We start from the raw sequence: 12,021 nt of genomic DNA, 5'->3' as shown, positions 1-12,021 counted from the left end.
GTCGCGGATTGCAGCCGCCCAGCCTGCTTATTCTACGGTGAACACCACCTTGTCGCTGGTGACCTTCGGATGGTCCTTCAGGCTCAGTTGCGCCACATAGGTACCGGCGTTGACTCGCGCCCACGTGTCTTCATCCGTGCATTCGGCAAGCGAACCATTGGCATCTGTGTTCCATGTCAACGTCTGGGTGTCCTTGTCTCCCTTGGCCATGAGCAGCATACGGGAGTCGGCCGCACACAGATCAGAGCGATAAATCGTATCGTTGCCGGAGGTGATGGTCAACACACGCCCGGCATCCGAGCCGTCTACCAGGCAGCTACTCGACCCCTCATATACGATGGTCGCCGTGAAATCCAGCGATCCGCCCACGCCCACGGACTGCGATTTAGAAGACAACTCCAGCGACACATCCTTGGCTGTGCAATCCTTGACGCTGCTGACCTTCTTGGGAGTAGGCACGGCGTCACGCGAAATCGCATAGATATCGTCATGATGGATCAACGTATTGATGGCACCGATGCCGCGGCCCAAGCTGTATACGCACGTACCGATAAGCGCCAGTCCCACCAGCACGATCAATAGCGCCACAATGCGCCGGCGACGGTACATCGCCCGCTTCTTCTTGCTGAGCTTGCGCTTCTTCGATCCGGCCGGACGGCCGGGCACAGTCGTGCGCATCCCTGCGCCCCCGCGATCAAGACGGCCGGAGCGCGCGGACATAGCCGATCGTCCAGCACCAAAGTCCGCTCCCCTACCGGACCTTACGCCGTTTGCACCCGAATTGTTCTTCTGCACTGCCATAACGTTTCCAGTCTACGGTCGCACCGGCTCACACACACGGCAAGGGTCGTCATTTTCACCAGAACATCAGCCTTGCGGCAAACGCAACATATCATCTGCTGTGATTTCGATCAGTCCGTCATCGTCAAGACTAGCGATGCAGGAGGCAAGCTGCACCTGATCATCCCACAGCTTCTCGGCGTCCTTTCTGGGCAGTGACGCACCGGCAGGCAGCTCGCGCAACGACGCAAGCACCAATCCCCTCACCTGACGGTCGGTGCCTTGGAATCGTTGGCGAGGACGAGTGCGGCGCTGGCCTAAACCGGGACGGCCGAGTTTGAGGAACATGCAATCGTCCGCAACCGGACAGGCCTCGCACAACGGTGATTTCGCCGTGCAGACCACGGCCCCCAGTTCCATCACCGACTGATTCCACGTCACCGATTCGCCCACCGCGCCCTGTTCGGGCAGCACACGGTTGGCGAGCGCCCGTTCGGCCGGGCTGGCCGCTCCTCCAAGCGACTCAACGCCTAGGAACACACGGCTGAGCACGCGGCGAATATTGGTGTCGATCACAGCGATACGTTCACCGAACGCGAAGCTCAGCACGGCAGATGCCGTATAGTCGCCGATGCCGGGCAGACCGATCAGTTCCTCATAGGTATGCGGCAGTTCGTCATGGTATTGCTCGGTCACCACGCGAGCGCATTCCTGCAATCGCAGGACGCGGCGAGGGTATCCCAACCGTCCCCATGCGGTGATCACATCCGCTTTGGGCGCGTCTGCGAGCGCTTGTGCATCCGGCCATCGTGCCATCCAATCAGTCCAGTACGGCACCACGCGACTCATCTGCGTCTGTTGGCTCATCACTTCGGAAACCAGTACGCCCCAAGGGCTGGTTCTGCCGAACCGCCATGGCAGATCACGCGCGTTCGCCTCCCACCATGCGGCGAGCTTGATACGAGTCCGCTTGCGCTGCTGCGCATCAGTATCTGCCGAATCTGCCGACATGCTCGTCCCGCTCCTTGGGTCCTCTATATTCCACGTGTTTCCTGACTTTTCGAGTATCAAGTATCACCTTGACCAACCCTGCCGACCGACTTCGAGACTCGTATTTGGTTTTCAGGCCAAGCCCGCGGTGTCGGTCATCGTTCTTATTCTTAACAGCTATGACGAACGAGACGGCACTGACCCCGCACACCGCTGACCATCAATCAACCGATGAAGCCAACCCGGCATCCTCCTCCGCATCAAACCCGGAATCCAAAGTCGAGAAGATGTTCGAATACGGCTACCGCAAGTCCAATTACGGTCCGGATGAATTGGTGACCGACGCGCACGGCAATCCGATCAGCGTGGTCGATGCGATGCTCTCGGCTGAAAAGGCCGCCGCCACGGAAACCGTCACACCGCACCTGTGCTATTACTCCCCGCGTATTCCCGGCAACACCGGTTCGGCCATCCGTCTGTGCGCGGTGACCGGCACGATTCTGCACTTGGTGGAACCACTAGGGTTCAACCTGCGCGACACCAAGCTTCGCCGTGCCGGCCTCGACTATCATGACATGGCTCATGTGGTGCTGCACCCGAATTTCGAGAATCTTGTGGAGTCGATGCCCAATTCGCGCATCATCGCCTTCACCGCGCACGCCACCAAGCTGTATATGGAAATCGAGTATCGACCGACCGATATTCTGCTGTTCGGTCCCGAGCCGGGCGACATCCCCGATCCGATGGACATCATGGCCGGCCCGCACGTGGCCGAGCAGGTCAGGCTCCCGATGCGCCCGTCCCTGCGCTCGTTGAACCTGACCAACTGCGCATCCATCGCCATTTATGAGGCATGGCGTCAGCTGGGCTTCGCCGGCGGGCGGTGATTGAGTCTGGAAGAACGTACGTTACGATCAGCCGGTCATCGTCCCGATGCCGGCACGCCGTTACGAGTCGGTACGTTACGAGGCGTCCAGGTGTGGGACAGGTCAAGCGCCGTGACGATCCGGCACGTAACGACTTACGTTACGGGACGACGATTCAGGACGACTCACGTCACGAGACAAGTCAAGACGCGTCACGCCACGCGCTGACCGCACTGCGGGCAGAATTTGACGCTGGCATCGCCCAACGCAGCTCCGCACGACGTACAGAACTTCGGTCGCGGCTGCCCGGCTTGGGGACCGCCCGGAACCTGGCCGGGATGTTGCCCGGACTGAGCCATAGTCGGTAGCGGAATAGCAACGCTTGATGGTGCCGGCGGCATGGTGCCTGACGCACCAGAAGCAACCGGTGCGCTTGGCATACTCGGCTCATTCGGTATATTCGGTGAATTTGGCATCACGGGAGCACTCGGCATACCAGACATGTTCGGCGCATTCGGCATCCCCGGAATGCCCGGCATCGCAGGCACCCCAGCACCAAACGCACCGCCACCGGCACCGGTCACACCGCCGGCTGCAACCTGCCGACGCCGACGTTTGCGCGCCCGCACCACCAGCAGCACGATCACCACCAGCAGTATCACCGCCGCGCCGGCACCCGCGCCGACCATAATCCAAGCCTTCGGTCGAGACCACAGGGTGCCGCCTATGCCGGTGTTATAGATCAACAGTTTGGCGGCGTTATCTCCATCTGCATACCCCTCACTCGTAGGCACCGTGGCAATCAACAACGTGCTGCTATCAGACGACAAACTGAATGCTGACGAACCGAGATACTGACGATTCTTGTCCGGGGTCGCCGCTGTTGATTTCGTGCCGGTCTTCATATCGATGACTTCAACACGACCATCGGTATCACCCGACGACGACGCAGCGAATGCATACCGGCCATCTTCCGACAGGCTTACAGACGAGACGCCACCCTCCCAAGCAAGCATCTTCATGAGCGACGAGTCGTTCACGTTCCACATCATGCGACCGGCAACGGTATCGTAGACGCCTACGGACGTTAGATCACTCACGTCGGAGTATCGCAACGGCTCGGATGGGCCACCCGATTTGCCTTCATAGACAAGCGCGTATCGATCACCGCCCATAACGCCTACGGCAGTCGGCTTGTCCGAGAGGTAACTCATCTTCCCGGTTTTGGTATCCAACCTCGCATATATCGCGTCATAATCGCTGGTATAGAAAACCACCAGCATTGTCTTGCCGTCGGGCAAAAACCAGTATGGTCCCACAGTGTCGAAATTGATGCCGGAAGGGAAGGTGACTGACACCGATTCGGCTTCCTGACCGGTTGTCAGATCATAGGTATGCAACGTGCCCGAGGAACTTCCCGATGAAGCTTCAATCGTATACACATGAGAAAGCGTCGGGTCGGTGACGTATCCAAAAATATCGCTTAAGTCCACGGAAGGTAGCAATCGCTGCTGTTTGACGTCATATATGGCAACTGCCGCGTTGTCGTCTGTGTTCTCGGAAACAAACAGACGATCATGATCGGCCCACGATAAATACCAGCCGTCCTCCAAGGTCAGGCCAGGCAACACGGTGGTCTTCTTCGTGGCGACATCGATCATATTGACTTCGCGGTCCACGGAATCATAGAAATAGACGTACTTGCCATCCTGAGAAACCATTGTGGAGTAAGACTTATTGCTGTCTATTGTCGTGCTGGCGATTTCGGTCAAGGACACATCTTTGGTCGTCACCATGAAATATTTCAATACTTCCGTCCCCTGATTCGACGCCGAAACGACTGCAACCGAACCATCTTCGGATACGCCGAGAATCGAAAGATCCGTGTAGTTCTTAAAATCCGCGCTGCCGGTCTGCTTGAGGGATGGCCCATCGGACAAAGTGCCGTCCGCCGCCCAAGCCGGTGCGGGCAACAACAGAGTCATAAGGAGCAGGGCCGCCGAGGCAAGCGCCGCACACGCCACTCTCACTAGACAAAATACAGCAGATACAGATCGCAATACCGGCTGCTTCATAATTCATCTCCCTTGACCTCTCACGGGCCCACGGGACATATCACAACAGCACATCCCATGTCCCAATCGCACGATGAATATGCGCGCACCCCACCTCACACGAACATCGTTGTTGCTTACCTTCTACGATACCCTTTCTATACGAAAAAAACGTACGCTGCCGTTTGCTCAGCGTACGTTCTTCCAGATCAAGGGCGATGAGACGCGACGAAAAGCAGCCCTCGTCAGTTCTTGAACGAGTGAATCGGCGCAGGGATGCGGCCGCCGCGGGTCACAAACGCCTCGCACGAGGTCTGGTTGACCGGCATAATCGGCGCATACCCCATCAGGCCGCCGAAGTTGGCCATCTCTCCCACACCCTTGCCGACCACCGGAATCACACGCACGGCGGTGGTTTTCTGATTGACCATGCCGATGGCCGCCTCGTCCGCGATAAGGCCGGAAATGGTGGCCGCCGAGGTGTCTCCCGGGATGGCAATCATGTCGAGACCCACCGAGCATACGCAGGTCATGGCTTCAAGCTTTTCGATGGTCAGGCATCCGGAAGCGGCCGCGTCGATCATGTTCTTGTCTTCGGAGACCGGGATGAACGCGCCGGACAGTCCGCCCACATACGAGGACGCCATAATGCCGCCCTTCTTCACCTGATCGTTGAGCATCGCCAGAGCCGCGGTGGTGCCAGGCGCGCCGACCTGTTCGAGACCGATCTTCTCCAACACTTCACCCACCGAGTCGCCCACGGCCGGGGTCGGGGCCAGCGACAGGTCGATGATGCCGAACGGGATGCCGAGACGTCGCGAGGCCTCCTGCGCCACCAATTGGCCCACACGGGTGATCTTGAAGGCCGTACGCTTGATGGTTTCGCACAGGAACTCGAAATCCTTGCCCTTGGCGGCATCGAGCGCACGAGAAACCACACCCGGGCCGGAAACGCCCACGTTGATTACGGCATCGCCCTCGGTCACGCCGTGGAAACCGCCGGCCATGAACGGATTGTCATCCGGAACGTTGCAGAACGCCACGAATTTCACACAACCGTAGGAGTCATTGTCTGCGGTGCGTTCGGCGATGTCTTTGATGATATGGCCGAGCAGTTCCACCGCGTTCATGTCGATGCCGGTTTTGGTGGAGCCGACGTTCACCGACGAGCAGACGATATCCGTCTCGGACAGGGCCTGCGGCAAGGAACGAATGAGCAGTTCCTCGGCCGGGGTCATGGCTTTGGAAACCAGCGCCGAATAGCCGCCGATCAGGTCCACGCCGACTTCTTTGGCCGCCTTGTCGAGCGCGTGAGCGATTTTGACGAAGTCCTCGCTGGTCTTGCACGAACTTGCGCCGACCAGTGAAATCGGGGTGACGGTGATGCGCTTGTTGACGATCGGGATACCGTAATCGTTTTCGATGGCTTGACCGGTGGAAACGAGATCCTTGGCATACGTGGTGATCTTGCGGTAGATGTTCTCGCAGGTCACGTCAACGTCGTCCGATGCACAGTCGAGCAGCGAAATACCCATGGTGATGGTGCGTACGTCGAGCTTTTCCTGCTCGATCATCTGATTGGTCTCGTGGACCTCCATGATATTCAGCATGGTCAAGTTCCTTTCGGTTTGGTCCGGCGAGACTATATGCGGTGCATCTTGGTGAAGATTTCCTCACGCTGGCAGCGAATGCGCACGCCGATATCGTCGCCAAGATCCTCCAAGTTGCCGACCATCGCGGAGAATTCCTTGTCGGACTTCGAGTAGTCGACGATCATCATCATGTTGAAGAAGCCGTCGATGATGGTCTGTGAAATGTCAAGAACGTTGACGTGATGATTGGACAGGTAGGTGCAAACTCGTGCGATGATGCCGACGGTATCCTGGCCTACGACGGTGATGATGGCCTTGTTCATGGCGCTCCCTGATTGATGATGATCGGAAATGATTTCGAACATGCGTGAAAAACGGGTGCTCCCCAGTATAGGGGAACACCCGTTACGCCTGATGACTCATCTCATGACTCATCCCGCTTGCGTAGGAAGAGCGCACAGGTCAGGCGGCCAGTTTCTCGATATCCACATGCACCGGAACCAGCTTCGGTTCCTCCTGACGCTCCTTCAGCAAGAAGGAGCATGCCAGCACAACAACAACCAGAGCCAAGCCGAACAGGTAGCCGTAACGCGAGCCGTCCACAAAGCCTTGTGCGGGATTCGTGCCGCCCGCCGCCGTATAGTTCATCTGCCCAAGGCCGAGCAGACAGGTGGCCACGGCGGTGGCGATGGCACCACAGACTTGCTGCATGGTGTTCATAATCGTGCTGCCGTCCGCCGCCATGTGGCCGGGCAGCGACTTGAGCGCCGCGGACTGCGAGGATTGCTGGATGAACGGAATGCCGATCATCACGATCATGTGCGCGGCGAGGAACAGGGCGATCGGCGTGGAAACACCGATCGCGAAGAACAGCGCGCCACCGATGACGGTCAGTACCGAGCCGGCCCACACCAGCTTCTTCGCGCCGTACCGGTCGAACAGTCGTCCTGCAGCCAACGTGCATAGCGCGTTGATCACGCCTCCTGGCAGCATAAGCAGACCGGCGAGGGTGGAGCTCAATCCCATGCCGCGCTGCAGTTCCTGAGGCACCAAGTACATGAACGCCAACGTACAGGAGAACGAGCAGCTGATCATAATGGCCGGCGTACGGAATGCCGCAATGCCTAGTGCGCGCAAGTCAAGCAGCGGATCGGCGATATGCAGCTGACGGTACGCATAGCACGCGAGGACCAACACGCCGACAACAAGAAGGCCGATAACCGCCACGGAGAAGCCCATGTCGCTAATCAGGCTCACGCCGGCGACCAGACAGCCAAAACCGATTGCCGAAGCCAGGATAGAAATCACATCGACGCTCGGACGGGTGCGTTCGATAGGCGTTACGAAGAACAGTGCTGTGCACACGATTGCCACGACGGCGACCACGGCGAACAGCGCGAAAATCGCACGCCACGAAAATGCGCCGATCAGCGCGCCGGCGATGGTCGGGCCGATGACGGGCGCGAACATGATGACAAGTCCAGCCACGCCGTTGGCCGCGCCGATCTTATGCAACGGGAACACACGCATGATGGCCGCATACATGGTGGGCAGCACGATACCGGTGCTGACGCCCTGCATGATACGTCCGACCAGCAGAATCGGGAACGTGGGCGCAATGGTGCACACGACCGCACCGATCAGGAAACATGCCAGTGCGAACAGCACGAGCGTCTTGGCCTTAATCCATTTGAGCATGAAGCCCACGCACGGCAGCACCACGCCGATGGCCAGCATGTAGCCGACGACCATCCACTGCGCTGTACCGGACGAAATGCCGAAATCAGTCATCAAGTCGGGCAGGGTGATGTTCATGGACGTTTCCGACAGCATGCCGAGAAACACACTGATGTACAGGCCGAGCATCACCTTGTGCGGATGGTCGAAATGCTTCGGCTGATTTGCGACGAACGCGGAATCGTTGAGTTGCGTATTACGAATGGTTGTCTGCTTTTCGGACAACGGAATCCTCTTCTTATTGCTTTTCGTTCGTTGCCGGTGCGCAGCGCACGCCACGCATGCCGCCGCGCACTGTTGCCGTTCACGATGATCACGTGAACTCACGGTGTGCGACTTCATTGGCGAGCGCCGAAAACCCCTAACGTCCGGGTCACATTCGGCAACAAAAAATCGCATGCCATCCGGCAAGTAATACGCCGGTTGGCATGCGATTATTCAAAACAGAACGTCACCGTAATACGTTTTTCAATTTTTCGTAAGTACGGCCGCGCGTGTCGCGGGGCGAATCAGGCCTCGCGGCTAGCGCTCGGCGCAGCCACAGCAGCAAGGGCGCGTGGCGCGTGGAAGCCTTGCTTTTCGAATTCGTCGGCGATGGCCTGGGCGACTTCGTGGCTACGGCCCTTGTCCACCAGAGCGATGATGGAACCGCCGAAGCCGCCGCCGGTCATGCGAGCACCGTAAGCGCCGTTGTGACGGGCCACATCCACAGCCACATCGAGTTCGGGCACAGTGACCTCGTAGTCGGCAGCCAGCGAGTCATGGGATGCGTTGAACAGACGTCCTGCGGCTTCGATGTCGCCTTGAGCGAAGGCACGCACGAAGGAGCGCACACGCTCGATTTCAGTGACCACGTGGCGCACACGCTTCTTCATGGTCTCATCCGGCAGAGCATCCAGCGTCTCCTTCAGAGCCTGGAACGGATCATCAGCCTTGGCGATGCCGTCGGCGGCGACGCGCAGATTGGCCACACCGAGAATCTTGGCGGCCTGTTCGCAGGTGGCACGGCGCTGGGCGTACTGACCGTCGTTGAGCTGGTGCGGAGCCTGGGTGTCCACCACGAGCAGTTCGAGGCCGTACTTGTCCAGATCGAATTCCTGCTGGGAGACGTTCTCCAACGGAGTGAGCTCCGGACGGCAGTCGAGCAGCAGCGCGTGGCCGGCAGTGCAGCGCATGGAGGCGTTCTGGTCGAGACCACCGGTGGAAGCGCCGGCCATCTCGTTCTCGGACTTGATGGCGGCATTGATCAGGGTCACACGGCCGGCATCGGAATCGCCGTAGCCAAGACCATACACGTCATCCAAAGCCAGCGCGGTGGAGCAGGTCATGGCGGCAGAGGAGCTCAGACCCGAGCCCAGCGGCACGCAGGAGACGAAGGCGGCGTCAAAGCCCTTGACCTTGTCAAAACCGGCTTCACGCAACGCCCAAGCCACACCGGTCGGATAGGCGGCCCATCCGTCCACTCCACGGGCCTGAAGCTCGTACAGATCGGCTTCGGCGACCTTGTCTGGAGCCACGTCGGAGACCACACGCACCTTGGTGTCCTCTCGTGGGGAAAGCGCGATGAACGTACGGTGCGGAAGAGCGATCGGCAGACACAGGCCGGCGTTGTAATCGGTGTGTTCGCCGATAAGGTTCACACGGCCCGGAGCGGCCCACACGCCTTCCGGCTCAACGCCATACGTCTTGGAGAACAGGGCCTTGGCCTGCTCCACGCCGGCCTCATGCGAAATCGGTTCGATGAATTCAACAGCAGTCATTGATGTTTTGTCTTTCTTGATTTGATGCGCACGGCAATCGATCAGTCGGCGATGTCGATGTCGCCGAGCTCGTGGAAGCGCTTGGCAATGAGTTCAGGCGTGGTATCGGAAATCCAGGCGGCCATACCGGATTCGGAGCCGGCCAGATACTTGATCTTATTGGCTGCACGGCGGAACGAGAAGAACTGCAGGTTCAGGCGGTAGTTCTCGCGGCGCTTGTCGTGGATCGGGGCCTGATGCCATGCGGCGATGTACGGCAGGTCCATGCCCTTGCCGTCACCCTTGTCGAAGAAGGCGTTGCCGCGCTTCAGAAGATGCGAGTACATGGAGGCGAGGTCCCAACGCTCTTCGTCGTTAAGCTCATCGATGGTGAGCACGTCGCGCACCGGAGCCACATGAACCTCAAGAGGCCAGCGGGCAGCGGCCGGCACGTAAGCCACCCATGAATGGTTGCGCATCATGACGCGTTCCTTAGCTTCAAGCTCGGCGTTCATGATGTCCTTCAAGAGGTTGCCGCCGGTCTTGTCATGGTAAGCCTCAGTGTGCTGCAGCTCCTTCTCCATCTTCGGAGCGATGAACGGGTAGCAGTAGACCTGGCCGTGCGGGTGGGCCAGCGAAACGCCGATCTCCTGACCGTGGTTTTCGAACGGGAAGATCTGCTCGATGCCGTCCATTTTGGAGATTTCTGCAGTGCGGAACGCCCAGGCCTCCACTACGGTACGCAGACGAGACACCGGCAGGTCGGCCGGCAGACCGTTCTCGTCCGGATCGAAGCAGATGACTTCGCAACGTCCGGCAGCCATCTTCTTCTCCCACAGCGGGTTGCCGTCAACGTAGGTCACGTCCTCGGAACGGCCCGGCACACGCACCATCGAGGGGAAACGGTTCTCGAACACCACGACGTTGTAATCAGTGTCCGGCACTTCGCCGTCCTGATACGGGTCTCCCGGCTTGCGAGCGGCCAGCGGGTTGCCCTTGGCGGTGGCACCGGGACCTGCGGTGATCGGACGATTCATGCGGGCGGTCGCCATCGGGATCCAGTCGCCGGTGAGCGGATCGCGACGCATTTCGGGAGCCGCGTACGGCACTTCCTCACCAGCCGCGTTCAGCTGATTGCTGAAGCGATACGGCAGCGGGCGCGGATCCTTGAGCTCGCGGGTCTTGGCACCGGAGACATACTCCGGATCATCGTCCAAGTAGAAGAAGTCACGACCGTCGGCAAGCGTTGTCGGCGTGATGCGAATATGCTCCTTCGCGTACTCCCCCGGGGTGTAGTTGGCAAAATCAGCCATGGGTGATCACTCACTTTCCTCTATGGTCTCGCTCTGATGCGCCAGAACGAGTTCCTTTACCAAATCCTTGGTTTTGGCGGCGGAGTCAGGGTCGAGACCGTCGTCGGTAATGACCGTGTCCACCTGATCGAAGCGCGCGAACAACGACAGCGACGTGCAGCTCCACTTAGTGTGATCGGTCAAAACTATGGTTCGATCGGCGATGCTCATCATCGCCATATCGGTTGCGGCCTCCAGTGAATTCGGCATCAGGAAGCCACGGGGAATCGACACGGAATGCGTGCCGAGGAACACGGTGTTCACACGCAATGAGGCCACGACCTTGTCCGCGATCGGGCCGACCAGCGAATTCGATCGGGTAATCACACCACCGGTGACGATCACCTCGACGTCTTTCGATTCGAGGGCCTGTACCAGTTCGGCCACAGGGATCGAGTTGGTGAGAATGGTGATGCCGCTGGACTGCTGCGATTCAAGCAAGTGCTGAGCAAAGACGTACGCCGTGGTGCCGCCGCCGATGGCGATCACATCTCCAGGTGCCACGTATTTGACAGCCTCTTGGGCGATGGCGTCTTTCAGTCCGATATCCATTTGGGATTTTACAGAAAACAACGGCTCACTGAGCAAGGTGCTGGTGGTCACGGCGCCACCATGGACGCGCTTCAACAAACCCTTGTCTGCAAGCTCGGCGATATCGCGGCGGATGGTCATCGCTGACACACCCAGCTCCTTCGATAGCGCGGTGATGCGCACGGCACCACGTGTGCGCAGCCTGCTCAATATAAGGTGCTGACGTTGTGACGAAATCATGTGAACATTATCGCACACAAAAGCTCAAGAACCAAACCGACCTGAGCGTTTTGAGGACAACACCCCGTATTTTTTCTCCCAACGCACGATCTTTCGACCTAAAACCGCGCAAAATCGCACATTTACGGAATGCAAAACGT

10 protein-coding genes are annotated in these 12,021 nt (G+C 58.9%); 1 reads left to right on the top strand and 9 read right to left on the bottom strand.

What is annotated here, in order from left to right:
• Positions 1–27 precede the first annotated feature (27 nt).
• The gene (locus tag CUU80_RS08065) at positions 28–801 is read right to left on the bottom strand and encodes a hypothetical protein (RefSeq protein ID WP_165775896.1); all 774 of its coding nucleotides are present in this window, start codon (positions 799–801) and stop codon (positions 28–30) included.
• A 66-nt stretch (positions 802–867) separates the two neighbouring features.
• Positions 868–1,791: an iron-sulfur binding domain-containing protein gene (locus CUU80_RS08060; protein ID WP_100496800.1), complete on the bottom strand. Its 924-nt coding sequence runs from the start codon at positions 1,789–1,791 to the stop codon at positions 868–870.
• 266 nt (positions 1,792–2,057) lie between these two features.
• On the opposite strand from CUU80_RS08060, the gene CUU80_RS08055 reads away from it, so the two are divergent.
• A complete protein-coding gene (locus CUU80_RS08055; protein WP_100496841.1) occupies positions 2,058–2,657 on the top strand; it encodes a tRNA (cytidine(34)-2'-O)-methyltransferase in 600 nt (199 codons plus the stop codon).
• A gap of 191 nt (positions 2,658–2,848) precedes the next feature.
• Here the strand turns inward: CUU80_RS08055 and CUU80_RS08050 are convergent, their stop codons facing one another.
• The 7 genes from CUU80_RS08050 to CUU80_RS08020 form a co-directional block, all read right to left on the bottom strand.
• Positions 2,849–4,621, bottom strand: coding sequence for a zinc-ribbon domain-containing protein (locus tag CUU80_RS08050; RefSeq protein ID WP_100496799.1), 1,773 nt, complete (start codon positions 4,619–4,621; stop codon positions 2,849–2,851).
• 314 nt (positions 4,622–4,935) lie between these two features.
• Positions 4,936–6,300: a PFL family protein gene (locus tag CUU80_RS08045; RefSeq protein ID WP_100496798.1), complete on the bottom strand. Its 1,365-nt coding sequence runs from the start codon at positions 6,298–6,300 to the stop codon at positions 4,936–4,938.
• Between the two features lie 32 nt (positions 6,301–6,332).
• Positions 6,333–6,605: an ACT domain-containing protein gene (locus CUU80_RS08040; protein ID WP_100496840.1), complete on the bottom strand. Its 273-nt coding sequence runs from the start codon at positions 6,603–6,605 to the stop codon at positions 6,333–6,335.
• Positions 6,606–6,744: 139 nt separating this feature from the next.
• A complete protein-coding gene (locus CUU80_RS08035; protein ID WP_243388699.1) occupies positions 6,745–8,244 on the bottom strand; it encodes an MFS transporter in 1,500 nt (499 codons plus the stop codon).
• 284 nt (positions 8,245–8,528) lie between these two features.
• Positions 8,529–9,779, bottom strand: coding sequence for a galactokinase (gene galK / locus CUU80_RS08030; protein ID WP_100496797.1), 1,251 nt, complete (start codon positions 9,777–9,779; stop codon positions 8,529–8,531).
• A 41-nt stretch (positions 9,780–9,820) separates the two neighbouring features.
• Complete coding sequence (gene galT, locus CUU80_RS08025; protein ID WP_100496796.1) at positions 9,821–11,071, bottom strand: galactose-1-phosphate uridylyltransferase; 1,251 nt, start codon at positions 11,069–11,071, stop codon at positions 9,821–9,823.
• A gap of 6 nt (positions 11,072–11,077) precedes the next feature.
• The gene (locus CUU80_RS08020; protein ID WP_100496795.1) at positions 11,078–11,881 is read right to left on the bottom strand and encodes a DeoR/GlpR family DNA-binding transcription regulator; all 804 of its coding nucleotides are present in this window, start codon (positions 11,879–11,881) and stop codon (positions 11,078–11,080) included.
• Positions 11,882–12,021 lie beyond the last annotated feature (140 nt).

Origin of the sequence: Bifidobacterium scaligerum (assembly GCF_002802865.1) — a bacterium.
Lineage (GTDB): Bacteria > Actinomycetota > Actinomycetes > Actinomycetales > Bifidobacteriaceae > Bifidobacterium > Bifidobacterium scaligerum.
Note: the sequence above shows the minus strand (reverse complement) of the source record. Positions and strands in the feature narration are given on the sequence as shown.

Bases quoted from the DNA above. Each gene is read 5' to 3' on its own strand.
- CUU80_RS08065 (WP_165775896.1), bottom strand. From the start codon at position 801: ATGGCAGTGCAGAAGAACAATTCGGGTGCAAACGGCGTAAGGTCCGGT.
- CUU80_RS08020 (WP_100496795.1), bottom strand. From the start codon at position 11,881: ATGATTTCGTCACAACGTCAGCACCTTATATTGAGCAGGCTGCGCACA.
- galT (WP_100496796.1), bottom strand. From the start codon at position 11,071: ATGGCTGATTTTGCCAACTACACCCCGGGGGAGTACGCGAAGGAGCAT.
- CUU80_RS08050 (WP_100496799.1), bottom strand. From the start codon at position 4,621: ATGACTCTGTTGTTGCCCGCACCGGCTTGGGCGGCGGACGGCACTTTG.
- CUU80_RS08055 (WP_100496841.1), top strand. From the start codon at position 2,058: ATGTTCGAATACGGCTACCGCAAGTCCAATTACGGTCCGGATGAATTG.
- CUU80_RS08045 (WP_100496798.1), bottom strand. From the start codon at position 6,300: ATGCTGAATATCATGGAGGTCCACGAGACCAATCAGATGATCGAGCAG.
- galK (WP_100496797.1), bottom strand. From the start codon at position 9,779: ATGACTGCTGTTGAATTCATCGAACCGATTTCGCATGAGGCCGGCGTG.
- CUU80_RS08040 (WP_100496840.1), bottom strand. From the start codon at position 6,605: ATGAACAAGGCCATCATCACCGTCGTAGGCCAGGATACCGTCGGCATC.
- CUU80_RS08060 (WP_100496800.1), bottom strand. From the start codon at position 1,791: ATGTCGGCAGATTCGGCAGATACTGATGCGCAGCAGCGCAAGCGGACT.